The organism is Micromonospora desertarenae (assembly GCF_056150265.1).
Map to the genome: position 1 here is coordinate 395,391 of NZ_JAXCFQ010000006.1, position 24,960 is coordinate 420,350.

Sequence of the window (24,960 nt, forward strand, 5' to 3'; positions counted from 1 at the left end):
CGAAACGTGCGGATGAACTCATCCCGAACACCCAGGCACCTGGATCCAGCGATCACGCCGATCGACGCACCGAAGTGGAGAGGACCCCCATGCGACAACGCCGTCTTCTGGCGTACGGCACACTGGGCGCCACGCTGGCGACCCTGTTCATCGGAGTCGCGCCCGCCACCGCGGACCCCGCGGCAGCATCGGCTCCGGTGGTTCCCGTGGCCCAAGATCCGGAGCCCGCGCGGAAGCTGACCCTGTTCACCGGCGACCAGGTCACGGTCCGCGGCAGGGAGGTGAGCGTCGCCCCGCGTGCGGGCGTCCACTTCGTACGCCTCCAGCGGGACAAGGCCGACTACGTCATCCCGTCCGACGCCATCCCACTGCTGAAGGCCGACCGGCTGGACGAGCGACTGTTCAACGTCACCGCTCTGCTCGAGTTCGACTTCGACAAGCTCACGCACCTGCCGCTGGTGGTCTCCGACGCGACCGCCGTGCGGGGCCTGTCCACCGGGCCGGAACTGGAAGCGGTCGACGGCTTCGCCACCAAGGTGCCGACCACCGAGCTGGCCAGGACCTGGCAGAGCACCCGGACCTCGCTGTCCCGCGGCAAGATCTGGCTCGACGGCATCCGCAAGGCCAAGCTGGACACCAGCGTGCCGATGATCGGCGCGCCGACCGGCTGGGCGGCCGGATTCGACGGCACCGGCGTGAAGGTCGCGGTGCTGGACAGCGGCATCGACGACGCCCACCCCGACCTCGCCGGCAAGGTGGTGGGACGGCACAACTTCGTCCCCGAGCGCGAGACCGGCGTGGACCTCAACGGGCACGGCACCCACGTGTCGTCGACGATCGCCGGCAGCGGCGCCGCTTCGGGCGGCAAGTACAAGGGCGTGGCGCCGGGCGCGACCCTGCTGGACGGCAAGGTGTGCTGGAACGTGGAAGGCCAGGGCAGCTGCTCCGACTCGGCCATCCTGGCCGGCATGCAGTGGGCGGCCGAATCCGGCGCCGACATCGTCAACATGAGCCTCGGCACCGCCGACGCGATCGGCGTCGACCCGCTGGAGGCGGCCGTCAACGACCTGACCGCCGAGTACGGCACCTTGTTCGTCATCGCCGCGGGCAACTACAACGGCTGGCAGTTCCGGGTCGGCTCTCCGTCGACGGCCGACGCGGCGCTGTCGGTGGCGAACTTCGACAAGGCCGGCGAGCTGAACTGGTCGTCGCTGCGCGGCCCCCGGATCGGCGACTTCGGTGTCAAGCCGGACATCGCGGGGCCCGGCACCGAGATCACCGCTGCCCGGTCGCCGAGCGCCCTCAGCCACCTGCCGGCGGCGCAGTACTTCGCCGCCACCGGCACCTCGATGGCGGCACCGCACGTGGCGGGCGCCGCCGCCCTGCTGGCTCAGGCCCACCCCGACTGGAAGGCCACCCAGGTCAAGGAAGCGCTGATGGCGACGGCGTCGCCGAATCCGGCGTACGACGTCTTCGGGCAGGGTGCCGGCTTCGTCAACGTGGCCAAGGCGTTGGGGCAGCCGATCACCGTCACGCCGGCTTCGCTGAGCCTCGGCGTGCTCGAGTGGCCGCACACCGAGGACCCGACCGCCCGGACCATGACCTACCACAACCGCGGTGACCAGCCGGTGACGCTCGACCTGGCCCTGGATGGCGACGCGCCGGCGGGGCTGTTGACGCTGAGCGCGACCAGCCTGACCGTTCCGGCCCACGGCGACGCGACCGTCGAGGTCACCGTGGCCGAGCGGGCCAGTGCCTCGTACGGCCTCTACAGCGGGCGCCTGGTGGCCACCGGCGGTGACGTCAAGGTGCAGACGCCGTTCAGCGTCTACCACGAGGAGCCGGCGGCGGGCGTGACGATCTCCGCCATCGGGAAGGACGGCGACGCACCCGGCACCGTGCTGATCGAGATGGTCAATCCCGACCCCGAGAACTACGCCAGCTACACGTTCTACTCGGCAACCCAGTCGGTGCGGGTGCCGCTGAACAGCTCCTGGAACGTCTCGGCGTACCTCGAGAACTCCGACGGCACTGTCGCGTTGCTGACCAACAACAAGATCGTCGCCGACGGGGACCAGCAGGTCGTGCTCGACGGGCGCAGGGCCCGACCGCTCGACATCACCGTCCCGGACCGCCAAGCCCGCCCGTACGACGCCTCGGTGCTGGTGCAGCGCACGGCCGATCCGATCCTGACGTACGCCGCCGTCTCCGGTGAGCTGGACACGATCCTCACCGCGGATGTCGGTCCGACGGATCTGCCGGGCGTGACCACCCAGGTGCACGCGGTCTTCCAGGGCCCCGCCGAGAAGAGCCGGGCACCGGACGTCTACCAGTTGGGCTGGCGGATGCGGGGCTCCTTCATCACCGGCCTGGTCGAGCACGTCTCGCGGCGCGAGTTGGCCGCGGTCCGCGCCGAGTACGCGCAGAACGCGACCGGCGTGGTGGCCTGGCGCAGCAACAGCACCCCCGACCCGGACGTGTCCTCCGGGTACATGCTGACCAGCGAACTGCCGCCGGTGGCGACGCCCGGCCGGCGTACCGAGTTCTACAACGGCGACGTGTCGTGGCGCTCGCACATTCTGGAGAAGACCGCGACCGACGACCTGTGGATCCTCGACCTGGCACAGACCCAGGACGCCGGTTACCGGGCCGGCCGCGACTACACCGAGCGCTGGAACGGCGCGGCCCTCAACACCACCCTGATCCCGGTGTACCCCGGCTCGCCGGTCGCGGTACGGCAGGGCAACACCGTGCAGACCGCCTTCAACGGCTACACCGACGGGTCCGGCCACGTGGGCCTGCCGTACATGATGACCAACCACCAGCTCACCCTGCACCGGGGCGACACGCTGGTGGGCAGCTTCGACTACCTGTACGGCAACTGGGAGGTGGCCGCCGAGCCGACCACCTACCGGATGCGGTACGCGTTCGACCTGCCGGAGCCGTACCGGCTGGCCCGCCACATGGACACGGAGTGGACCTTCACCACCTCCGCCGACCAGGCGGGTCCGCTGCCGCTGACCTCGATCGGGTTCCGGCCGGCGTTGGCGCTGGACAACAGCGCCCAGAGGGGCAGCAGGTTGGACATCCCGCTGACGTTCGCCCAGCAGGAGACCGCGGGCCGGGTGACGTCGGCGAGGGTGTCGGTGTCGTACGACGACGGCCGCACCTGGGTGGCGGTTCCGACCACGGAGAAGAGTGGGCGGTACACCGCTGCGGTCTCCCACCCGAAGGCCACGTCGGGCTTCGTGTCGCTGCGCGCCACCGCTGAGGACAGCAAGGGGAACACGGTCACCACCACCGTCTACCGGGCCTACCAGCTCCGGTAACGGTGCGGGTATGCGGGGCCGGGCGGCGACCGCCCGGCCCCGCTGCTCAGGAGACTCGACGGCCCGCTGTCGAGTCGAGTTCTGCGAGCCGGCCGAGGGCCTGGTCCACCAGGTCCACCGGCCCGACCCGCCGGGCGATCCGCAGGACCCGTCGCAGTTGCCCCCGGGCCTCCTCCGCCCGACCCAACCGCATGAGGGCGGTGCCCAGCCCGAGCCGACAGCGGGCCTCGCTCTGCCGCACCCCCGAACGCTGCAACACCGGCAGCGCCACCCGGAAGCTGGCCGCGGCCGGTGCCCACCGTCGCAGGGCCAGCAGACTCAGGCCGACGTTCAGGTGAAGGTGCCCGGCGGTCACCCCGCTGACCGTCGGGGACGGTGCCCGACCCGGATCCGCCAGGGTCAGCTCCAGCCGCCGGTACTGCTCGATGGCGTCCCGATGCCGGCCCGCCTGGGCGAGGCTGCCGGCCAGCAGCGACAGTGCCTGCGCGTATCCGTCCCAGTCCGCCGCGACGTCGAACAACGGCAGCGACTGCCGGGCCGCCGCCTGCGCCTCGGTGGCATCGCCGCGGCGCCGGGCCGCGAATCCCAGGTAGAGCCAGGCCCACCCCTGCTGGCTGAGGTCACCCGCCAGGCCGGCGAGCCGCAGCGCTTCCCGCGCCGGCGCCTCGGCCAGGTCGGGGCGCAGGGCGCAGGTGGTGTACGCCCAGGAGACGTAGTTCAGGTGGACCGCCTGGCCGCGGGGGTCGCCGAGCACCTCAGCCGAGGCCGCCGACAGCTGGAACACCTCCAGCCAGTGCTCCCAGTGCGTCCACCGGTCGGAGAACCAGTGCATGGCGTCGGCGACCGCCATCACCTCGGCGTGCCGGCCCGCGGCGGAGGCGGCCCGCAGCGCGCCGAGCCAGTTCAGGCTCTCCTGCTCGATCCAGCGGCTGGCCTCCTCGGGCGAGGCTGGTGCGCTCCGCCGCTCGCCGGCGTGCTCCGGCTCGAACCACCGTCCCGCGGCGACCGCGGTGGCGAGCAACCAGGTGACCAGCCGGTCCGCGGCGTGCCGCCGCTCCTCCGTGGTCTCCTCCGCGGCCAACCGGGCCCGGGCGAACAACCTGATGAGGTCGTGGAAGCGGTAGCGACCGTCAGTGGCCGGCTGAAGCAGCCCGAGCTCGGCCAACTCCTCCAGGGCGACCTCGGTCTCCCGGACACCCAGGCCGGCCGCCTGGGCGGCCAGGTCCAGGCCGGCGTCCGGGCCGGGCAGCAGCGACAGCCGGCGGAACGTACGGGCGGCGGCGGCGGACAGTTGCCGGTAGGAGAGCATGAACGGCGCCGCGATCTGAAGATCTCCGGCAACCAGCAGGTCGAGCCGGTCGTCCTGGCCGGCCAGCCGGCGCACCAGGTACTCGATACTCCAGTCCGGGCGGCTGAGCAGGCGGTTGCCGGCGATCCGTAGCGCCAGCGGCAGGTTTCCGCAGGCGTGGGCGAGACCGGACAGCATGGTGTCCGGCTCGGCGGCGGACCGTTCCGGTCCGATGATCCGTTGCAGCAGCGCGACCGCCTCGCCGCTGGGCAGCGCCGCAAGGGCGAGCCGGTCGACCGCCTCCAGGCCGGCCAGGCCGCGCCGGCTGGTGACGATCGTCATCGTGCTCCCGGTTCCCGGCAGTAGCGGGCGCACCTGCGTCTCGTCGGCGGCGTTGTCGAGCAGCAGCAGGCAGCGCCGCTCGCCCAGCACGGCCCGGTACTGGGCGCTTCGGGCGTGCTCGTCGCCGGGCACCCGGGTCTCCTCCACGCCGAGCGCGGTCAGCAGGCGCAGCAGCAGGTCGGCCGGACGTGGTGGATCATCGTCCAGGCCGCGCAGGTCGAGGAAGTGCACACCGTCCGGAAAGGACCTGGCGTACCGGGCCGCGGCCTGCAGCATGAGTGCGGTCTTGCCGAGGCCGGCCGGCCCGGACACGACCGCGACCACCGGCGGGCCGTGCTGGTCGGCCGGTTCGGCGCTGAGCGCGACGAGGTCGCCCAACCAGCGCAGCTCGCGATCCCGGCCGGTGAAGTCGGCGACGATCCGCGGCGGCGCCAACGCCGGCGCCGGCCACGTGGCCTGGCGGCCGGTGCGTGCGCTCTCCCGCAGCGCGGTGGCCGCACCGTCCGGCAGGCGCAGCGCCTGTACCAGCGCCTCGACGGTGCGCCGCTGCGGTACCCGGCTCCGCCCGCGTTCCATGTCGCTGATCGCCCGGACGCTCACCCGCGAGGCCGCGGACAACTCCTCGATCGTCAGTCCAACCTCGCCGCGGTGCCGCCGCAGCAGCCGGCCGAATCGATTCGGCTCGGTCATCGGACGGTTAGGCCGGACCGGCGGCGCCGCCGGGCGCGACGCCTGGGTGTCGGCGGGTCAGCGGCCACGGGTGAGCCGATCGGAGCAGGTCGCGGTGGACCTCGGCAGAGCCGAGCGGGAGTGGGAGCGCTTCCACACCGCTGGCGGAAGCGAAGCCGGAGGCTCCGTCTGCATGCCGGTGATCGTACCCGTCCGGTGCTGCGGGGACGCATCCCGCCGACGCCGCTGACCCGCCCCGGCGGGGGAGTGTGGGCGGGTCGGCCGGGAAATGTGAAATCGCGGCGCAGAACCTCCCAATGGTTCGGTTTGCTCAGCCGATCGGGTGATTCGCCCGAAGTGGCGTGTCCGGGCCGGACGCCGCCGGAGTTAACACGTGTGACACCCCGGTTGGTTGTCTGCGCGGCGAAGGAGTCGGCGTGGCGAGGACTGATTCGACGGGTTCCACATGGCGGTACCGGTGGGCGCACCGGCAGAACGAACGGCGGCTGCGGTCGTACCGCGGCGCCGAGACCGCATGGCGGCGACGCGACGACGAACTGCGCCGGCTGCGGAGCCTCGCCGAGGAGTTCCACGGATCGGCCGCCGCCGGCGCCGGGCTGCCGCTGGAACTCGGCCCCGGCGAGGTGGTCCTCTGGGCGCTGCCCGCCGCCCAACTGGTCGAGGTCCGGCACACCAGCGTGCTCCCGGCCCCCGACCTGACGGTCGCCGCCGACGCCGCGCCGCTGCGGCCCCGCCGGCCCGACGGGATCCGGGTCGCCGACGCCGGCATGGCGGTGATCACCAACCGGCGGCTGGTGCTGCTCGGCGGGCGCGGCCGGCGCGACTGGGCGTACGGCCGGATGACCGGCCTGGCCCACGACCCGGCGGCCCCGGTGACGCTGATCCAGGTGCTGGACCGCCGGCGCACCTCCGGGCTGATGCTGCCCGCTGACGCCGCCGCGGACTTCCGGTTCAAGCTGACCCTGGCCTTCGCCGACGCCATCGAGCAGCGCGACGCCGTCATCGCCCAGCTCGACGAGCTGATCGCCGAGCACGCGCAGCTCAAACCGATCCGGCCGGGCATCGCCACGCCGGCGCAGGCCCGGCTCAGCGCGATGCTGCCCGGCGGCCGCCGCACCGTGGCGGTCGCGGCGGCCATCGCCGTGCTGGTGCCCGCCGCGCTCATCGAGTCGGACCCGTCGGACCCGACCCGCCCCGAGGTGGCGGCCGCGGCCACCCCCGCGCCGACCGCCGCGCCGCGGCTCGGCCCGTCGGTGCCGCCGGTCGCCGCGGCCGGCCCGACGGCGAAGCCGAAGCCGAAGCGCACCACGGCACCCGCGCCGGCACCGTCGAGGACGACCTCCGGGGAGCGGCTCTGCGGCGCGCCGGCGAACCCGATGGGGTACGACTTCTGCGGCGGCTACCGGATCCGCAAGCCGGACGCCGAGGTCTGCGACTGGTTCGACTGCGTGCCGCAGTTCTGGGCCGGGCGGGGCTACCTGGTGCAGTGCCGGGACGGGGCGGTCAGCCTGGCCGGCGGGCAGCGCGACGCCTGCGCCGGGCACCGGGGCGTGCGCCGTACCGTCTGGACCTGAACGGCCGCCGGCCGGCTCCCGCCGGTCGGGTCACCGGCCACCTGTCGCCGCCCGTGAGACCCTGAGGCATCGCCATGACTCTCAGGTATCACGCTCGGCAGGGCGCGGCTCGGCGAGCCGCTGCAGCGGAAGCAGGCCGACGAGGATGAGGGCCGCGCCGAGCGGCAGCAGGTCGAGGTTGACCGCGATCGGCAGGAAACCGAGCAGCACCAGCACCGGGCTCCAGCCGGGCAGCAGACGCGGCCGGACGCTCGCCGCCTGCACCAGCAGGGTGAGGATGCCGACCTGGAACAGCAGCGGCCCGAGCAGCATCGCCGGGTCCGGCAGCGGCGCGGCGTCGGAGAGCCGGGGGAACAGGTCGCCGAGGATCACCCAGAGGAACCCGGCGGCACCGGCCAGCCCGAGCGCCGTCGCGACCTCGGTGAGCGGTCGCTGCCGTGGCGCGGCCCGGCGCAGTAGCCGCCGCAGCCCGACCAGGAGTACGGCGAAGAGCACGAACGCCACCAGGAAGAGGGTGTGCCCGACGTTCCACGCCCAGCCCGGTCCATGGTGGCCGTCCAGCCCGTCGACCAGGCGCAGCAGGCCGTAGAGGAGCAGGAGCGCCGGCGCCCCGAGGGCGGCGGCCGGGACGAGCTTCGCGGAGGTCCGGGAATGGACGGTCGTCATGTCCACCAGCGTTGCCGGGCGACGGCGTGGCGGCATCGGGGTCTTCCCGTACCGGCCCCGGACCCGGCGTTCCTCAGGGGTGGTCGGCCAGAGTATTTCGCTCCGATTCCGCCCTGATGTCCGGAATGATGGGCGGATGGAGATCCGCTCCGACGACGGCGCCCGGGTGAGGATCCGCCCGGTCGGCTACCAGCCGGGTGTGGCGCCGCCGGTCCACCCCGACGAGGGCTGGGACGACTGGCTCCTCGTCGAGACGGACGCCCGCACCGCCGACGGGCAGGCGTGGTCGCACCTGGAGCCGTGCCTGACCGTGGCCGAGGCGGCGGCGCTGAGCGGCTGGCTGCGGTGGCGTGCCGAGTCCGCGGCCGACCCGGCGGCGCCGCCGGCGGTGGTCCGGTTCACCGAGCCGAACCTGACCTTCCGGAGCCGGGTGATCCGGCGCCGGCGGGTGGAACTGGTCGTCGAGTTCTCCTACGAGTCGCTGCCCCCGTGGATGCCGCGGCGGCCTCTCGGCGCGGTGTATCCGCTGCCGCTGACGGTCTCGGCCGACGCGCTGGCCGCGGCCGCCGAGCAGTGGGCGCGGGAGGCCGAGGCGTACCCCCGGCGCGTCGTCTCGTAGCCGGGACGCCCGGGTTCCGCGGTCGCCGGGGGCCAATTCTCTCCTTTCCGGAACAACGCGGATATATCGATCGTCATGCGTGTCCTGTCGACGGGACGAGCGGTTGTACCAGACGTGACGGCGACATCACCGGCCACCATCCGGGACGCGGCGCCGGCGGAAGCCCGCTGGCGCACCACCTGGTCGGAGCGCGAGAACGACCGGCGGCGGCGCGCGTACGACGCCGAGACCGCTGCCTGGCTCCGGCGGCACGACCAACTGGTGCGGCTCCAGATAGAGGCGGCCAGCTTCCTCGGCTGCACCCAGCCGCGTACCGGCCTGCCGGTGGACCTCGCCGACGACGAGGTCGTCTACCGGGTGCTGCCCACCGCCGAACTGGTCGAGGCCGAGGCCCGGCACGTCGCCGGCCTGCCCACGCCCGGCCTGGCCGGTGCCGCGACCGGCCCCGACGGCGCCGACCGGGCTCTGCCCAGGGGTGTGCGGTCGGTCGACGCCGGCATGGCGGTGGTGACCAACCACCGGGTCGCCTTCGCCGGGCGGGCGCACCGGCGCGAGTGGACGTACCCGGACCTGGTGGGACCGGCGCACCACCCGGACGCCCCGCTCACCCTGCTGCACCGCACCGACGGCGGGCGGCTCGCCGGGCTGCTGGTGCCGGCCACCGCGGCGGTGAACTTCCGCTTCTACCTCACCCTGGCCTTCGCCACCGCCGGCGGGCGGCGTGCCACCCTTGCCGCCGAGGTCGACGACCTGCTCGACGCCCACCGGCGGGCGCGGCCGGTGCCGCCGCCGGTGGCCGAGCCGGCCCACGCCCCGCTGACCGCGCGGCGTCCCGACCGCCGGGTGGCCGCCGCCACCGTCCTGGCCACGTTGGCGTTCGGCACGCTGACCGCCGGTGGCTTCGACGCCGAGCAGCCCGGCCCGACGTACCGGGCGCAGGTGGGCGGCTCCGCCGCCGCGGACGCGGCGTCGACGCCGCTCGAACTCGTCGCTCCGCCGATCCCCGGCGAGCCGGCGGACGGCGGCGCGGCCGCGCCGGTGACCGGCGAGCCCGCGCCCCGGGCCACCGGCGGCGCCGGACGGCACCGGTCGACCCGGCCCACGGCCCCGGCGAGCCGGCGGCCGTCCGTCCCGCCGGCGATCGCCGCGCCCGCCCCGGCGCCGCCCACGGTCGCGCCGCCGCCGACGAGCGCGCCCGCCCCGACCACCGCCCCGCCGGTGGCCCCGACCACGCGCCCGAGCACGCCGCCGACCACCGCCCCGGCGTCGTCGGATCCCGGCTCGCTGCTCACGCTCTGCCTGGACCCGCTCCAACTGCCGCTGCTGGATCCGCTGCTCTGCCCGTCGCCCAGATCCTGACCCGTGGGTCAGGCGCCGAAGTCGGGGACGGTGATGGTGCCGTCCGTGCCGAGCGGGAAGCCGGGATTCCAGGCGATCTCCCAGACGTGGCCGTCCGGGTCGGCGAAGCAGCCGGCGTAGCCACCGTAGAAGGTCTCCCGGGCCGGGCGGGTCACCTCGGCACCGGCGGCCGCCGCCGCGGCGATCAGGTCGTCGACCTCGGCGCGGGAGCGGACGTTCTGCGCCAGCGTCATCCCGCCGAACCCGCCGCCGCCCGGGTCGTCGACGCCCGCGTCGTCGGCCAGCTTCGCCCGGCCCCACAGCACCAGCGCCAGCCCGCCGGCCTGGAAGAAGACCGTCTCCTCGACCTCCTGGCCGCGCCAGCCGAGCCGCTCGTAGAAGGCCCGGGCCCGGGCCACGTCGGCGACCCCGAGGGTGACCAGGCTGATCCGCTGCTCCATGCCGCCAACCTAACCGGGATCACTGCGCCGCGTGGCAGACCGCCTCGACGTTGTTGCCGTCCGGATCGCGGACGAACGCGCCGTAGTAGGTGGGGTGGTATTCCGGCCACACCCGGGGCGCGTGCAGCACCTCGGCGCCGGCCGCGACGGCGGCGTCGTGGAACGCCCGCACGGTGGCGCGGTCGGGCGCGGTGAACGCCAGGTGCACCTCCCGGGCGGCGCCGGCGGTGGTCGTCGGGCCGAGCCAGAACTCGGGCCGCTCGACGCCGTAGCCGATGACGTTGGGGAACTCCAGCAGCCGCCGGCCACCCAGCGGGGCGAGCACCGCGTCGTAGAAGGCCGCGCTGGCGGCCACGTCGCGGACCTGGACGGACAGATGGTCGATCATCACAGCTCCTTCGCAGCCGGCGTCGCTGGCACGCTAGCGCCGGGGTGCGACACGGACCAGGTCACCGCACCGTCCACAGCGGGCGGGGTCCGGTTCGTGCCGCCGCCAGGCTTCCGAACCGTCGAGCGACCCGTCCGCGGAGGCCCCCACGGCCGGCGACCGCTGACTAGGGTGGGGCGATGCCCCGCTTCGCTGTCGGTCTACCCAACGTCGGGCCCTTCGCCGACGCCGCGACCCTGGTCGAGCTGGCCGTCGCGGCCGAGGAGCGGGGCTGGGACGGCGTCTTCCTCTGGGACCACGTGCTCTACCACGAGCCGGACTGGCCGGTGGTGAACCCGGTCGTGGTGACGTCCGCGATCGCCGCCCGCACGACCCGGATCAGGCTCGGGGTGCTGGTGACCGCGCTGCCCCGGCGGCGGGTGCAGATCGTGGCGCGGGAGACCGCCACGCTGGACACGCTCTCCGCCGGCCGGCTCGTCTTCGGGGCCGGCATCGGGTCGATGGACCTCGAGTACGCGGCCTTCGGCGAGGATCCCGACCTGCGGGGCCGCGGCAGGCGGCTCGACGAGTCACTGGAGCAGCTCGCGGCGCTCTGGTCGGGTCAGGAGGTGCCGCTGCCGTCGGGCGAGCGGGTGCGGATGCTGCCGACCCCGGTGCAGCGCCCCCGCATCCCCGTCTGGTGCGCCGGCCGCTGGCCCAACCGTCCCGGCTTCCGCCGCTCAGCACGGTGGGACGGGTTCATGGCGACCTTCCGCGACGCCGGCCGGGACGTCCCGGTGCCGGTTGAGGACTTCGCCGACGCGGTACGGTTCGTCGCCGCCGAGCGGGGATCGCTGGACGGGTTCGACGTCGTCCTCGAAGGCTGGACCACGCCGCAGAACGCCGAACGGGTCGTCGCGCCGTACGTCGACGCCGGGCTGACCTGGTGGGTCGAGGCGATGGGGTGGTGGCGCGGCGGCGTGGACGCCGCCCGGGAACGCATCCTGGCCGGCCCGCCCCGCTGACCCGCGACCGCTGCCGACGGACGCCGGCCCGGTCCCGGGCGGCCGACGGACGCCCGCCGCCGGCTCAGTGCTGGCCGGCCATCCGGTCGGCGAGCCGGTCCAGCGCCGGTACGGCGGCGAGCACCGCCGCCCGGTCCGCCTCGTCCAGCTCGGACAGTGCGGCGGCGAGCAGCTCCCGCCGGTGCCGCCCGTACGCGGCGATCCGCTCCCGGGCCGCGTCGGTCAGCTCCAGCCGGACGCTGCGCCGGTCGGCCGGGTCCCGTTCCCGGTGCAGCAGGCCGGCCCCGGTCAGCTCGCCGACCAGCGTGCTGACCGTGTTCGGCGCGGTGCCCAGCCGCTCGGCGGCCTCCCGGACGCTGACCCCGGGTTGGCGCTGCACCAGCCGGAGCACCTCCACCTGGGCGTCCGGCAGGGCCACCCGACCGGCCCGCTGGATGGCCCGCCGGCGCAGCGCCCGGTGCAGCTCGCCGACGGCCCCGCCGAGGCGATCGACCATCTCGTCGGTCACAGTCCGCCCTCTCCACGCTGCGATAGCTCTGGAATCAGAGCTATCGTAGCCGGGCTGAGCCACCGGGGAGAGGACAGTCATGTCGCAGACCACCGCGCCGCCCGTACGCCCGGACGAGCGCGTCGCCGCGCCGACCGGCCGGGCCGCCGCCGTGCTGGTGGTGCTGCTCGGCACGCTCACCGCGTTCGGGCCGCTCTCCCTGGACACCTACCTGCCGGCGTTCCCCGAGATGACCCGCGACCTGGCCGCCAACCAGGCCCGGATCCAGCTCTCGCTGACCACCTGCCTGGTCGGCATGGCCCTCGGCCAACTGGTCACCGGCCCGCTCAGCGACCGCTGGGGGCGCCGCCGCCCGGTGCTCGCCGGCGTCGGCGCGTACGCCCTGCTCTCGCTGGCCTGCGCGGCCGCGCCGACCGCGGAGATCCTGGCCGCGACGCGGTTCGCGCAGGGCTTCGCCGGTGGGATGGGGGTGGTGGTCGCCCGCGCCGTCGTCCGGGACCTCTACGCCGGCCGGGACGCCGCGAAGTACTTCTCCCGGCTCACCCTGATCTTCGGCATCGCCCCGATGGCCGCCCCCGCCTTCGGCAGCCTGGTGCTGCGCTTCGGCGACTGGCGTACGGTCTTCGTCGCGCTCGCGGTGATCGGCGCGCTGCTCGCCGCCGCCGTCGCCTGGCGGCTGCCCGAGACGCTGCCCGCCGCGCGGCGCAGCACCGGCGGTCTTGCCGCCACGGCCGCCGCCGGCCGCGCCCTCTTCACCGACCGGATCTTCCTCGGGTACGCGCTGACCCAGGGACTCGCCTTCGCCGGGCTGTTCGCCTACATCTCCGGGTCGTCCTTCGTCTTCCAGGACGTCTTCGGCGTCTCCGCCGCCGGGTTCAGCGCGATCTTCGGCCTGAACGCGCTCGCCCTGGTCGCGGTCGGCCAGCTCAACGCCCGGCTGCTCGACCGCTTCGAACTCCGCCCGCTGCTGATGCGCGCGCTGGGCGTGAGCGTGCTGGCCGCCGCCGCGGTGCTCGCCGGCGCGCTGCTGGACAGCCTGCCGCTGGTGGCGGTGGCGCTGTTCGCCTTCGTCGGGTCGCTCGGCATGGTCACGCCGAACGGCACCGCGCTCGCCCTGGACCGGCACGCCGCCCACGCCGGCACGGCCGCCGCGCTGCTCGGCGCGATCCAGTCGGTGGTCGGGGCGCTGGCCGCGCCGCTGGTCGGGCTGGGTGGCGAGGGCAGCGCGCTGCCGATGGCCGTGGTGATCGCCGGCGCGGCGGTCGCCTCCCTCACCACCGTCCTCACCCTGGCCCGCTCGCGCTCCCGACGCTGACGACCGTCGCAGGAGAACTTTCCGACGGGACCGGCCGCAAGGGCTGATAAGTGTTATCCCAAGAGGGCGGATAACCCTTATATCGGTGCCCTGCCCGCAGCGATCGGCGACCGCCGCCTGCCGCCGCCGTCCGTGACCGCGGTTACCCTCCGGGAGGCTGCCAACCGATTCAGCCGCGACCACACGAACGCTCGCGAGCAGCGCTGGCACCGCGGCCGCAGCCCGCCACGCTGTTTGCACGCTGTTTCCACGGTGCTTCCACGCGGCGCTGCAATCGTGGATGTCGATCCGGAAGGGGCGCGTCGCAACCCCAGCTGCGGCGCGACCCTCCCGGCAGACGAGGGGAGTGGGCCACCGGGGCGTTCGGGTGCAGTTGTTGTCGTCCCAGCGACAACAACTGCACCCAGAGCGCACGAAGCCCTCGCGGACCTGGCGGCCTGCCGGCGCCCCACCTCGCCTCGTCGACATCAATCCGGGACGGGTGCACCGCAACGCACCGGTCCCGGCCATCGACCAGCGGCTGGATCGTGGGGCCGAACAGCTCGTGCCGACCTTCGGGGCGCCGGCACCGACGGGGGCCAGCCGCTGGCCAACGGAGAGGCATCGGAATGCAGATCGAACCGCTGGTGAACCCCGATCGGGGAGGTGTGCGCCGGGCGACCCGACGAATGGGCCGGCGCGGCCTCGCCCTGGCGCTGGTCGCGACGACGGCGCTGTCCCTGCCGATCACCCCGGCCAGCGCGGCCGAACCCGCCGCGGAGACGCCGGCCGCCGCCGCGGCGGCGGTGCCGATCGCCGCGTCGGAGGTACGCAACTACGCCTGGTTCAACCAGAAGACCGAGAGCGACATGCACGCCGGAGTCGCCGCGCACGTCACCCGGCTGATCAACGCCGCCGCGCCCGGGGCGACGCTCTCGCTCACCCTCTACTTCTTCAACCGCCAGGAGATCGTCGACGCGCTGCGCTCGGCGGCCGCCCGGGGCGTACGGGTGCGGATCGTCATCAACGGCAGCCAGGTCGGCAGCGCCCACTACAACGCGCTGAAGGCGATCCCGACCGCCCGGGTGGTCGCCTGCGGGCAGCGGCGATCCGACGGGCAGTCCACCCGCGGCTGCGTCACCCGCCGGACCGGGGCGTCGCCGCTGCACAACCCGCCGCTGCTGCACGACAAGTTCATGACCATCTCCCGGGTGCAACTGGCCGGCGGCGGCACGGCGAGCAACGTCCTCTACGTCTCCTCGGCGAACCTCGACCACTACCGGGCGTACGAGAACGCCATCACCATCAGCCACGCCGGCCTGTACAACGCCTACCTGAGCTACTTCAACGACCTGATGAGCTACGGCGCCTCCGGGCGGAACAACCCGAACTACGGCCGGACGACCACCGTCGGCGCGCACCGGCTCTACACCTTCCCGCGCCGCGAGGCCGCCGGGCGTACGCCGGGCAGCGCGAGCAACGACCCGATCGCCAGCCTGCTGCGCTCCACCGACTGCTCCGGCGGGACGCGCATCGACCTGGCCAACTTCCGCATCCAGCGAAGCGCCGTGGTACGGGAGCTGAAGGCGGCGCGCAACCGCGGTTGCCAGGTGCGGATCGTCACCGGCGCCAAATCCGGCCGGCCGCACGACGCGGGCGCCCCGATGAAGGCCCTGGTCGACCTGGCCCGCGCGATGCCGGTGCACCTGTGCGGCTACACCGCGGCCGGGGGCGTCCCGATGCACGAGAAGTTCATGATCATCCGTCGGGGCAGCCAGTCGACCCTCTACACCGGCAGCCACAACCTCACCTACCGGGCGCTGCGGCAGAACGACGAGAACATCCTGGCGCTGCGCAACCACCCGCTCGCCGCGCCGTTCCAGCAGCGCTTCGAGCAGCACCACAGCACCTGCCTGCGGTGGACACCGCCGGCCGGCACCACCGGCACCGCCTCGGCCGAGGACGCCGGCTGAGTAGTCCGCTACCGGAGGGCCGGCCCGGCTGCGGCCGGCCCTCCGGGCGCTCAGCAGGTGGTCGCCCGGCCGTAGCGAGGCGAGTCGACCCATTCGGTCCGGTGCTCAGGCCGTGGTCGCCCGGGCCGGCAGCGAGCCCGATCCGCTCGGTCCGGTGCTCAGGCTGCGGTCGCACCGGCCAGCAGGGCGCGGACCCGGTCGGCGTCCGGATGGTCGAGGTCGGTGAGGATGTCCAGCGCCTGCCGCCAGGACTCCCGGGCGGCGGCGCTGTCCCCGCCGGCGTGCTGGGTCTCGCCCAACTGGCGCAGGGTGACCGCCTCGTTCATCCGGTCGCCGAGCTGCCGGTAGAGCCCCAGCGCCTGCCGGTAGCAGGCCAGCGCCTCGCCCGGGTCGACCTGCCGGTAGGCGTACCCGAGGCTGTCCCAGGCGCCGGCCATGCCCACCGGGTCGCCGAGCCGCTCCAGCAGCGCCAGCGAGCGGCGGCAGTGCGCGACCGCCGCCGCGTGGTCACCCAGCAGCGCGTGGCACCAGCCCACCGAGTTGTGTGTGTTGGCCACCCCGCGCTCGTGCCCGGCGCGCTCGAACAGCTCCAGCGCCGCCAGGTCGTGCCCCAGCGCCGCACGGACGTCACCCTGCTGCTCGCACAACCAGCCCAGGCTGCGCCGGGTGAACCCCTGCCCGACCAGGTCACCCAGCCCGCCGAACAGCTCCAGCGCCCACCCGTAGTGCTCCCGCGCGGCGGCGAAGTCGCGCAGCCGCACATGCGCGCCGCCCAGGATCCGGTGCGCCTCGGCCTCGGCCGCCCGGTCGTCCTGCCGGCGCGCCGCGGCCACCGCCGCCTGCCCCACCCGCACCCAGTCCCGCCAGTGCCCACGCCGGGCGAGGAAGTTCGCCGCGGCCCAGGCCAGCCGCCACACGTGCCCGTCCAGGCCGGCCCGCTCGGCCCGGTCCAGCGCGGCGAGCAGCACCGGGTGCTCGGCGGTGAACCAGGCCAGTGCGGCGTCGCGGTCCGCGAACACCTCCGGCCGCACCCCGGGCGCGGTCGCGGCGGGCGCCAGCGGGTCCCGGTGCGGCCAGAGCAGCCGGTCCGCGGCGAGCGCGGTGTGCAGGTAGTGGTCGAGCACCCGGCGCAGCGCCGCCCGTCGCCCGCCGTCGTCCGCCAACTCACCGGCGTACGCGCGCAGCAGGTCGTGCAGCGCGTACCGGCCGGGCAGGTGCTCGACGAGCAGATGCGCCGCCGCCAGCTCGCGCACCGCGGCGCGTACCTCCTCGGGGGGCGCGGCGGCGAGGCTCGCCGCCGCCGCGACCGTGACCTCCGGGCCCGGGTGGGCCGCCAGCAGCCGGAACAACCCCGCCGCCGGCGGCGTCAGCCCGTGGTACGACCAGGAGAAGACCGCCCGGACGTCGGCGCCGCCAACCGCGAACGCGTCGAGCCCGCCACCGCCGCCGCGCAGCTCCCGGGCGAGCGCGTCGAGGGTGAACTCGGGATGGCTCGCCGCCCGGGCCGCCACGATGGCCAGCGCCAGCGGCAGTCGCCCGCACGCGTGGACGATCTGCCGGACCGCGTCCGGTTCGCCGGCCAGCCGGGCGGCCCCCAGCCGGCGGCCGACCAGCTCCCGCGACTCGCCGTCGGTGAGCAGGTCGAGCCGCAGCGGCCGGGCGCCCTCGGCGACCACCAGGCCGGGCAGCTGGTTGCGGCTGACCACCACCGTGGCGCAGCCCGCCGCGCCCGGCAGCAGCGGGCGGACCTGGTCGGCGTCGCGGACGTTGTCCACCACCACCAGCACCCGCCGGTCGGCGAGCAGGCTCCGGTAGAGCCCGGTCTGCGCCTCCAGGGTCCCCGGCACCCGGTCGGGCGGCACGGCCAGCGCGTCCAGGAAGCCGCGCACCGCCGTACCCGCGCCGAGCGGGGTGCCGTCCGGGTCGTAGCCGCGCATGTCCACGTACAACTGGCCGTCCGGGAAGTCGCCGCGCAGCGCGTGGGCCAGGCGTACCGCGAAGAGCGTCTTGCCGACCCCGGCCAAGCCGCTGACCAGCACGGTGGGGGAGCCGTCGGCGGGGGAGAGCAGCAGCCGGCGGGCGGCGGCGAGATCCTCGGCGCGGCCCACGAACTGCGGCGGATCGGGCGGCAGCAGGCAGGGCCGCGCCAGCTTCACCGAGTCGGCGGCCTCGCGTGGCGACGGTACGAGCCGGCGGAGGATGTCCCGCTGGAGTTCCTGGAGTTCCGGGGCGTCCAGCCCGCGTTCGCCGAGCAGGACGACGCCCTCCCGGCACACCTCGGCCGCCTCGTCCACCCGCTGCTCGGCGTAGAGCGACAGCGCGAGCAGCCGTCGTACCGCCTCGTCGTAGGGGTCGTCGGCGAGGGCGGTGGAGAGTTGGGCGACCGCCTCGGCGTGCCGGGCCAGCGCGGCCAGCCCTTCGGCGTAGCCGCGCCGGGCCGCCCGGCGTCCCGCCTCCAGCCGCGCGGCCCGTGGCCGGACGAACGGGCGGTCGGCCAGGTCGGCGAAGGCCGGACCACGCCACAACGCCAGCGCGTCGTGCAGCAGCGCCACCCCGCGCTCGACCAGCGCGGGCTCGCCGGCGGTGACCAGCCGACGGCCGTCCGCGGACCAGCGCTCGAAGCGGTCCGCGTCGAGCGTGTCGGGTGGAAGGTCGAGGCAGTAGGCGGAGCCTGCCCCGGAGCCGACGGTCCTGATGATCGGCGTACCCGCTGCCGGACCCGACGCAGGTGCCACGCCAGATCCGGTCTTCAACGCGCGGCGCGCCCTCCGGTCCGCTTCTGTCAGGCGCGGACCACGGTCCGCCTTCCGCGCAGATCGCTCGCCGAGCGCCGCTTCCGGCGCGGAGGGCTCGCGGAGTGCCGCTCTCGGCTCGGAGGGTTCGTCGAGCGCCGTTTCCTGGGCGGAGGGCTCGCCGGGTTTCGCTTTCGGCGGGTGGTGCTCGCCGCTCTCCGCTCTTAGCGCGGGGTGCGGATCCCGTTTCGCTTGCGGCGGGTGGTGCTCGGCGGGGTTCGCTTCGAGGGCTCGGCGGAGGTGGGAGATGTGGCTGCGGAGCGTGGCCCGGGCGCCGGCCGGCGGCGCCGCGTCCCACAGCAGCTGGACGACCCGGGACGCCGGTACCGCCGAGCCCGCCTCGACCAGGAGGATCGCCAGCAGTTCCACCAGCTTCGGCCCCAGCCGGACGGGCCGGCCGCCGTGCGTCACCTGCACCGGGCCGAGCACGCTGATCCGCAACACCCAGGACCCACCCTCCCTTGTGGCGTATCGACTACCGTAGTGGCCCGTCGGGTGACGATGCGTACACCGCGACGGGTGTCCCGGATGCCGGTCGGTGAGCCGGCGACGCGTAACGCGCGGGCGGCTGGTGGCGGATTATGCGCTCGCGGCGGCGGTGGCCCGGCGGTAGCGTCCCGGCGTGAGCCGCACCGTGACCCTCGTCCTGCTCGACGCCGCCGGCGCGCCGCTGGGCGCCCTGCCGCCGTTCGACGTGCCCACGCCCTGGTGGCAGGACATCGCCCCGGTCGTCGAGGCGGCCCGTGAGCGCTACGCGGTCGACGTGCAGGTGCTCCGCCTGCTCGGCGGGGACGACACCGGCACCATCGGCGGCGCGGTGACGTACCTCGGACAGGTGAGTGACCCGCCGACCACGCCGCTGCGGCCGGCGGCGGTGGAGCTGACGGCGGACCCGCTGCGCGCCGCCTACGCCGAGCCCGGCGGCCCGGCCCGCAGCCTGGCGTGGGCGACGGCGCAACTGCGACGGCTCGGCCGGCCGGTGCGGACCGTCACCCAGCAGCGCACCTGGAACCTGTCGGCGATCTGGCGGCTCGACGGCGCGGGCGGGACGGCGTGGCTGAAGCAGGTGCCGGTGTTCTTCCGGCACGAGGCAGCGGTACTGCGCTGGCTCGGCCGGGCCGTGCCGGGACGCACCTCGACGCTGCTCGCCGACGACGGCGACGGGCGGATGCTGCTGGAACACGTGCCCGGCGAGGACCGGTACGGGGCGCCGATCGAGGAGCGGCTGGCGATGGCCGCCGACTACCACCAGGTGCAGGTGCGGTCGGTGCCGGACGTGGCGGAGCTGGTGGCGGCGGGGGTGCCGGATCTGCGCGGGACCGGCCTGGCTGCCTGGATCCGTGGTCACCTTGCCGGTCACGACACCTCGTCGGTGGATTCCCTGCTGGCCGGCTTGGAGGGGCGACTGGACGAGGTGCGGCGGTGCGGGCTGCCGGAGACGCTGGTGCACGGGGACCTGCACCCGGGCAACGTTCGGGTGTGCGGCGACCAGCGGGTGGTGATCGACTGGGGGGACGCGTTCGTCGGGCACCCGGCGTTCGACGTGCTGCGGTTGTCCGAAGGGCTTCCCGAGGCCGCCGCGGCTTCGGTTCTCTCCGAGTGGTGCGCGCGGTGGCGGGCCGATGTGCCGGGGTGTGCGCCGGAGCGGGCCGTGGAGCTGTTGCGGCCGGTGGCGGCGCTGCGGCTGGCGGCGGTGTACGCGCTGTTCCTGGCCGGGATCGAGGCGAGCGAGCGGGTTTACCACGCGACGGACGTCGACACCTGCCTGAAGCAGGCGGCCGAGCAGGCGTCAACGGTGGCTGGTTTCGACGCGGCCTCCGGGTGACGACTGCACCCCGATGAGCGATGCGTGGCGGAACGACACACGGTGCACGAGGGGGTAGAGCGATGAGCGATCGCGTCGACTGGAATGACCTACGCGACCGCCGGTTGGCCGAGCCAGGGGCAGCCGAAGCGTATGAGGCCACCCGTATCGCCTTCGAGCTGGGTCAGCAGGTGCGTCATCTGCGGGAGAACAACGGCTGGAGCCAGAGTCAGCTAGCCCAAGCTGCCGGCATGACGCAATCCGCGGTGGCCCGCTTCGAGGCCGGTGGAACGGTGCCGACGCTGCCGGTGCTGGAGCGCCTCGCGCGAGCCCTCACCATGAAGTTGGAAGTCAGGTTCGCGCCAAGAGCGGACGCGGCCTGAATCGGCTGGTCCACTCAAGCGGCGATGGCGCGGGCCGCGGCGTACATGTCGGCGGGGAGCGGGTGGCGCAGTTGCCAGATGATCCGCATGGGCCGGTCCCCGGTGTGCTCGCGGTAGGTCATCGTGCCGGCATAAAGGTAGGCGGGAGCGCCGAGGTCCCGGTCGGGCAGCTTCGTCTCCCGTACGAACAGGTGCACGGTTGAGCCGCGCTTCTCGTGGTGGATGTAGCGCTGACCGGTGGCCGAGGCCGCCGAGGTGGTGCTCTGGGACTCCCACTGGAACAACTCGTCGGTGATGGCCCGGTCGGCGTACATGGTGGTGGGGGAGTAGTGCTCCTCCGACTTGACCAGGGTGACGAAGAAGAGGTCGGCCTGGGCGTCCGGTAGCCACTTCACGCCTTCGCGCAGCGACCCCGGGTTCGGCATCCCGAAGGCCGCGCACGCCTCGTTGCGGCTGTAGCGGGCGTGCACCCGCAACGGCAGCCCGCCCTCGGCTTGAGGGGTCACCCGGTGGATCCGGTCGCGGAGCACGTCGGTCACCTGGCGCAGCTCCGCGCAGCGCGCCGGCTCGGCCCAGAGCCGCGCCAACCGCTCGTCGCGCTCGGCGAGCGGCGCGTTCGGCCCCCACAGGTCGAAGTGCAGCATGTCCCACAGCAGCCCGGCATCCGGCCGCTCGCCGGCCGCCACCCGGGCCAGCAGGTCGAGCCGATCCGGGTCGTCGATGTGCAGCATCCGCCCGATGGCCCGCCCCAGTTCCCGGTCGTCCGGCCCCGGCTCCGACGTTTCCAGCCCGGCTAGCCGGCGTAGCCCAGTCCAGCCGCCGACGCTCGCCGACCGGTACACGTCCTCGACCTCCAAGCCGCTCTCCCGTAGGAACTCGGTCAGGCTCACCTCGCCGAGCTGCCGCAGCTCCGCCATCAGGCCGGTCTTCGACGTGGGCAGCGCGGACTTCAGGTTGCGAAGCACGATCTCCTTCGCCACCCGGTCCAGCTCGATGTGGCACCCGCTCGGCAAGGTGGGGAAGTCCTGCTCGACCGCCTCGTACACGGCCCGCCGGCTGACCCCGGTCAGCGCCCGCCAGCGCAGGTCGAAGCGGAAGTTGGCGTGCTGCGCGCCGATGAAGTCGAGGACCGTCAGGCAGGGCTTGTCGTCGTCGAGCCGGAGCCCGCGGCCGAGCTGCTGGAGGAAGATCGTCGCGCTCTCGGTGGGCCGCAACATCAGGATCGTGTCGACCATCGGCAGGTCGACGCCCTCGTTGAACAGGTCCACCGTGAAGAGCACGCGCAGCTTGCCGGCCTTGAAGTCCCGCAGCAGGGCGTGCTGCGCCGGGCGGTCGACCTTCGAGGTCACGGCAGCCGACGGCACGCCGTGCTGGGTGAACCAGTCGGCCATGAACTCGGCGTGCCCGATGCTCACGCAGAACCCCAGCGCCCGCATCCGCCCCGCGTCGACCGTGTCCCGCACCGCCCGCAGCACCGCCCGCGCCCGGGCATGGTTGCCGGTGTAGACCCCGTCCAACTCGGTCGGGTCGTACCCCTGCCCGCGCTTCCAGCGCAGCTGCGACAGGTCCACGTCGTCGTGCAGCCCGAAGTACTGGAACGGCGCCAGCAACTGCCGCTCCAACGCCTCCCACAAGTGCAGCTCCACCGCCGCGCGGCCGTCGAACCACCGACGCACGTCGCCGCCATCGGCCCGGTCGGGGGTCGCGGTCAGCCCCAGCAGTACGCGCGGCCGCAGCCGCTCCAACAACCGGGCGTACGTCGGCGCCTCCGCGTGATGGAACTCGTCGACGATGACCATGTCGTACGCCTCGGGGTTGATCTCCCGGCGGTGCAGCGACTGGATGGAGGCAAAGACGTGCCGCCAGTGCTGCGGCTCCTTTCCCCCGACGAGCGTCTCGCCGAAGCTGCCGTCGCCTACGACCTGGCGGAACGTCGACAGGCTCTGCCGCAGGATCTGCTCCTGATGGGCGACGAAAAGCAGCGAGTCGACAGCTCCCGCCTTGCGCAGCCGGCGATAGTCGAGCGCGGCGACAATCGTCTTGCCGGTGCCGGTGGCCATCACGACGAGGTTGCGCCAGCGCCCGTGCACCTGCCGCTCCGCCTCCAGGTCGGCCAGGATCTCCGCCTGGTACGGGTACGGCCGCACGTCCAGGTTGGCGATCTCGGTGGGCGCCTCGTCGCGGCGCTCCCCGCTGAGTGCCGCCCGGAGCCGCTGCGCGTCCTTGGCCGGGTCGTACTCCTCGAAGGCCGGATCGTTCCAGTAGTCCTCGAAGGTGGCGGTGAAGGTGTCGATGACGTGCGGCTGCTCCAGGTTGGAGATGCGCACGTTCCACTCCACGCCGTCGACCAGCGCGGTCTTCGACAGGTTGGACGAGCCGACGTACGCGGTGCTGGTGCCGTTGTGGCGGCGGAACAGCCACGCCTTGGCGTGTAGCCGGGTGGTCCTGGTCTCGTAGGACACCTTGATCTCGGCGCCCAGCTCGGCCAGGCGGTCGAGGGCTCGTTGGTCGGTGGCGCCGAGGTAGGTGGTGGTGATGACGCGGATCCGGCCGCCGCGGGCGATCAGGTCGCGGATGGCCGGCTCGACGATGCGTAGGCCGTACCACTTGATGAAGGCGCAGAGCAGGTCGACGGAGTCGGTGGAGGCCATCTCGTGGGTGACCTCGTGGCCGATCCGCGGCTGGTGGCGGCCGTTGACCAGCAGGGCGCCGGTGGAGAGTGGGGTGGTCGGGCGCTGCGGGAAGACGGGCTGCGCGGGTGGGGCTGGCGGGGCGGCGATGGCGTGCAGGAGGTGCCTCGCGTCGCTCACCTGGTCCTGTTCGGTCGACGCGTGTGGGCTGAGGTTTGCGATGGCGTCGGCGATGCGGTTGGCGAGGTCGACCTGGCGGGTGAGCTTGTCGTCCCCACCTGAAACGGCGCGCAGGGCACGGTGAGCCAGGGTGGCGATGTGACGGACAAGGAGGTCTGGTGCGTCAGCGGGGTCGAGCTTGTCGCGCTGGATCAGGGCGGGGTCGACATGGTGTAGGCGGCTGGCCAGCTCGTGCGTGATCAGGTGCTCATAGATGCCCCGCCCAAGATCCGTCACCCTGGCAAGGTAGCTGCCCCCCAGTCGCAGTGTTAGTCCGCCACTCGTGTCGGGTCTATGACAGTTGGGCATATGCGCCGGCCGACTGATGCCGTGCGTCCTTCGTCGGGAACTCGATCTTGAAACGCGGGAGAGAAACGGCCGACGTTCGGAGGACGGCGGGGCGATACGGCGGCCGGTAGCGTCCGGGGATGACCGACATCCCCCACGATGATCTGCTCGTCGGTCTCAGCCCCGCCCAGCCCTACACCAGGGAAGTTGCCGCCAGCGCACCCCGAGGGCTCGGCGTGCACGTCGTGTTCGACGGTGACGAGGTCATCTATGTCGGCAACACCACCAAGCAGCCGCTGCGCGACCGGTTGCGCCAGCACCTGACCGGCAATCGGGGCTCGTCGGCGCTGCACAAGCACGTCGGTCGGTGGCTCGACGAGCGGCTCGGTCGGAAGGCGACGACCGCCGAGATCGCCGACTGGCTGGGCGCGTGCGAGGTCCGGTGGCGGGAGACCGACGACCCTGAAGGGCTGAAGGACGCCCTGCTCCAGCGGCTGCGACCCCGATTCAACCGGCAGCTCTCCGGGCAGGCCGGATCCTACGGCACCGCGCCACGCGGCACGGGCCACTGGATCTACCCGGTCAACGAGCGCGGCCCGCAGTGGGGCGAAGACCGCAGTGTCTGGGAGTACTTCACCACGACGGAGGGGGTGGTCGACTGGCGGCTCGCCTCCGGGTACCACCAGATCGCGGCCGGCGACCGGATCTGGGCGTACGCCACCGAACCCATCGCCCGGCTTGTCGCCGGCGGGGTGATCTGGGACGCGCCCTACCACCAGGCCGGCGGGGACAAGCCGCAGTGGCGGGTGCCCATCCGTTGGGACCACGAGCTGACCCGGTTCCTCCTGGCCGACGAGCAGGCCGTGCCCGGTGTGCCGGCGACCTCCGTCCGCCGGGTGCGCGGCATGCGGGAGGAGGAAGTCGAGCGCCTCACCGACGCGCTGGGCGGCCGCCGCGGACCGAAGCTGCAAGGGCTGCCGGAGGGCCGCCGTCGGCGGCTTGCGGAGATCACCGCCCGCCAGGGCCAGCCCGACTTCCGGCGCCGGCTCCTTGAGGCTTACGGCGGTCGCTGCGCGATCACCGGTTGCGACACCGAGGCCGCCCTCCAGGCCGCCCACATCTCGCCGTACGACGGACCGGCCACGAACAGGGTGACCAACGGTCTGCTGCTCCGGGCCGACCTGCACAACCTCTTCGACCGCGGCCTGATCTGGGTCGACGAGCAGTTCCGCGTCCGAGTGAAGGCGGAGGCCGCGCACTACGCCCGATGGCATGGTGAAGAACTGCGTCTGCCAACCCGTACGGCGGACCGTCCGGATGCTGTCGCGTTGCTGGCTCACCGCCGCGAAGTGGCCGGAATGCGCTGACCT

17 protein-coding genes and 1 pseudogene are annotated in these 24,960 nt (G+C 73.8%); 10 read left to right on the plus strand and 8 right to left on the minus strand.

Features of this window, described 5'->3' with window-relative positions:
- Positions 1-206 precede the first annotated feature (206 nt).
- Entirely contained in the window at positions 207-3,329 is a 3,123-nt protein-coding gene (locus tag SM577_RS16060; protein ID WP_474587222.1) for a S8 family serine peptidase, read from the plus strand.
- A 46-nt stretch (positions 3,330-3,375) separates the two neighbouring features.
- Here the strand turns inward: SM577_RS16060 and SM577_RS16065 are convergent, their stop codons facing one another.
- Positions 3,376-5,649 (minus strand): ATP-binding protein, encoded by a 2,274-nt coding sequence (locus SM577_RS16065; RefSeq protein ID WP_474587223.1) that lies wholly within the window; start codon positions 5,647-5,649, stop codon positions 3,376-3,378.
- Between the two features lie 416 nt (positions 5,650-6,065).
- Between SM577_RS16065 and SM577_RS16070 the strand changes: the two genes are divergently transcribed.
- Positions 6,066-7,223 (plus strand): hypothetical protein, encoded by a 1,158-nt coding sequence (locus SM577_RS16070; RefSeq protein WP_302918032.1) that lies wholly within the window; start codon positions 6,066-6,068, stop codon positions 7,221-7,223.
- 81 nt (positions 7,224-7,304) lie between these two features.
- On the opposite strand, the gene SM577_RS16075 is transcribed toward SM577_RS16070, so the two are convergent.
- Positions 7,305-7,889, minus strand: a complete 585-nt coding sequence (locus SM577_RS16075) for a hypothetical protein (RefSeq protein ID WP_474587224.1) — start codon at positions 7,887-7,889, stop codon at positions 7,305-7,307.
- Positions 7,890-8,025: 136 nt separating this feature from the next.
- Between SM577_RS16075 and SM577_RS16080 the strand changes: the two genes are divergently transcribed.
- On the plus strand, positions 8,026-8,508 hold the full coding sequence (locus SM577_RS16080; protein WP_302918030.1) for a WapI family immunity protein: 483 nt from the start codon (positions 8,026-8,028) through the stop codon (positions 8,506-8,508).
- A 114-nt stretch (positions 8,509-8,622) separates the two neighbouring features.
- The gene (locus SM577_RS16085) at positions 8,623-9,867 is read left to right on the plus strand and encodes a hypothetical protein (RefSeq protein WP_302918029.1); all 1,245 of its coding nucleotides are present in this window, start codon (positions 8,623-8,625) and stop codon (positions 9,865-9,867) included.
- An 8-nt stretch (positions 9,868-9,875) separates the two neighbouring features.
- Here SM577_RS16085 and SM577_RS16090 read toward each other — a convergent pair whose 3' ends face one another.
- Entirely contained in the window at positions 9,876-10,307 is a 432-nt protein-coding gene (locus tag SM577_RS16090) for a VOC family protein (protein WP_474587225.1), read from the minus strand.
- Between the two features lie 19 nt (positions 10,308-10,326).
- A complete protein-coding gene (locus tag SM577_RS16095; RefSeq protein WP_302918027.1) occupies positions 10,327-10,695 on the minus strand; it encodes a VOC family protein in 369 nt (122 codons plus the stop codon).
- A gap of 179 nt (positions 10,696-10,874) precedes the next feature.
- Between SM577_RS16095 and SM577_RS16100 the strand changes: the two genes are divergently transcribed.
- Positions 10,875-11,699 (plus strand): LLM class flavin-dependent oxidoreductase, encoded by an 825-nt coding sequence (locus SM577_RS16100; RefSeq protein ID WP_302918026.1) that lies wholly within the window; start codon positions 10,875-10,877, stop codon positions 11,697-11,699.
- Between the two features lie 64 nt (positions 11,700-11,763).
- Here the strand turns inward: SM577_RS16100 and SM577_RS16105 are convergent, their stop codons facing one another.
- The gene (locus SM577_RS16105; protein WP_302918722.1) at positions 11,764-12,195 is read right to left on the minus strand and encodes a MarR family winged helix-turn-helix transcriptional regulator; all 432 of its coding nucleotides are present in this window, start codon (positions 12,193-12,195) and stop codon (positions 11,764-11,766) included.
- 91 nt (positions 12,196-12,286) lie between these two features.
- Here SM577_RS16105 and SM577_RS16110 point away from each other — a divergent pair, with 91 nt between their 5' ends.
- Complete coding sequence (locus SM577_RS16110; protein ID WP_474587226.1) at positions 12,287-13,522, plus strand: multidrug effflux MFS transporter; 1,236 nt, start codon at positions 12,287-12,289, stop codon at positions 13,520-13,522.
- A 608-nt stretch (positions 13,523-14,130) separates the two neighbouring features.
- Positions 14,131-15,474 (plus strand): phospholipase D-like domain-containing protein, encoded by a 1,344-nt coding sequence (locus tag SM577_RS16115; RefSeq protein ID WP_474587227.1) that lies wholly within the window; start codon positions 14,131-14,133, stop codon positions 15,472-15,474.
- A gap of 158 nt (positions 15,475-15,632) precedes the next feature.
- On the opposite strand, the gene SM577_RS16120 is transcribed toward SM577_RS16115, so the two are convergent.
- A complete protein-coding gene (locus SM577_RS16120) occupies positions 15,633-18,209 on the minus strand; it encodes an ATP-binding protein (protein WP_474587256.1) in 2,577 nt (858 codons plus the stop codon).
- Between the two features lie 276 nt (positions 18,210-18,485).
- Positions 18,486-18,710: pseudogene (locus SM577_RS16125) on the minus strand (AfsR/SARP family transcriptional regulator); the annotation flags it as partial.
- Between the two features lie 178 nt (positions 18,711-18,888).
- Here SM577_RS16125 and SM577_RS16130 point away from each other — a divergent pair.
- Positions 18,889-20,091, plus strand: coding sequence for an aminoglycoside phosphotransferase family protein (locus tag SM577_RS16130; RefSeq protein WP_474587228.1), 1,203 nt, complete (start codon positions 18,889-18,891; stop codon positions 20,089-20,091).
- 62 nt (positions 20,092-20,153) lie between these two features.
- Positions 20,154-20,453, plus strand: a complete 300-nt coding sequence (locus SM577_RS16135; RefSeq protein WP_109901295.1) for a helix-turn-helix domain-containing protein — start codon at positions 20,154-20,156, stop codon at positions 20,451-20,453.
- Between the two features lie 14 nt (positions 20,454-20,467).
- Here the strand turns inward: SM577_RS16135 and SM577_RS16140 are convergent, their stop codons facing one another.
- Complete coding sequence (locus SM577_RS16140; RefSeq protein WP_474587229.1) at positions 20,468-23,539, minus strand: DEAD/DEAH box helicase; 3,072 nt, start codon at positions 23,537-23,539, stop codon at positions 20,468-20,470.
- A gap of 191 nt (positions 23,540-23,730) precedes the next feature.
- Between SM577_RS16140 and SM577_RS16145 the strand changes: the two genes are divergently transcribed.
- Positions 23,731-24,957 carry an HNH endonuclease gene (locus tag SM577_RS16145; protein ID WP_474587230.1) on the plus strand — a complete coding sequence of 409 codons (1,227 nt, stop codon included), beginning with the start codon at positions 23,731-23,733 and terminating at the stop codon, positions 24,955-24,957.
- Positions 24,958-24,960: the final 3 nt, after the last annotated feature.

Coding starts and splice junctions, on each gene's coding strand:
- SM577_RS16065 (WP_474587223.1), bottom strand. CDS start 5,649: ATGACCGAGCCGAATCGATTCGGCCGGCTGCTGCGGCGGCACCGCGGC.
- SM577_RS16075 (WP_474587224.1), bottom strand. CDS start 7,889: ATGACGACCGTCCATTCCCGGACCTCCGCGAAGCTCGTCCCGGCCGCC.
- SM577_RS16080 (WP_302918030.1), top strand. CDS start 8,026: ATGGAGATCCGCTCCGACGACGGCGCCCGGGTGAGGATCCGCCCGGTC.
- SM577_RS16090 (WP_474587225.1), bottom strand. CDS start 10,307: ATGGAGCAGCGGATCAGCCTGGTCACCCTCGGGGTCGCCGACGTGGCC.
- SM577_RS16095 (WP_302918027.1), bottom strand. CDS start 10,695: ATGATCGACCATCTGTCCGTCCAGGTCCGCGACGTGGCCGCCAGCGCG.
- SM577_RS16100 (WP_302918026.1), top strand. CDS start 10,875: ATGCCCCGCTTCGCTGTCGGTCTACCCAACGTCGGGCCCTTCGCCGAC.
- SM577_RS16105 (WP_302918722.1), bottom strand. CDS start 12,195: ATGGTCGATCGCCTCGGCGGGGCCGTCGGCGAGCTGCACCGGGCGCTG.
- SM577_RS16110 (WP_474587226.1), top strand. CDS start 12,287: ATGTCGCAGACCACCGCGCCGCCCGTACGCCCGGACGAGCGCGTCGCC.
- SM577_RS16115 (WP_474587227.1), top strand. CDS start 14,131: ATGCAGATCGAACCGCTGGTGAACCCCGATCGGGGAGGTGTGCGCCGG.
- SM577_RS16135 (WP_109901295.1), top strand. CDS start 20,154: ATGAGCGATCGCGTCGACTGGAATGACCTACGCGACCGCCGGTTGGCC.
- SM577_RS16145 (WP_474587230.1), top strand. CDS start 23,731: ATGACCGACATCCCCCACGATGATCTGCTCGTCGGTCTCAGCCCCGCC.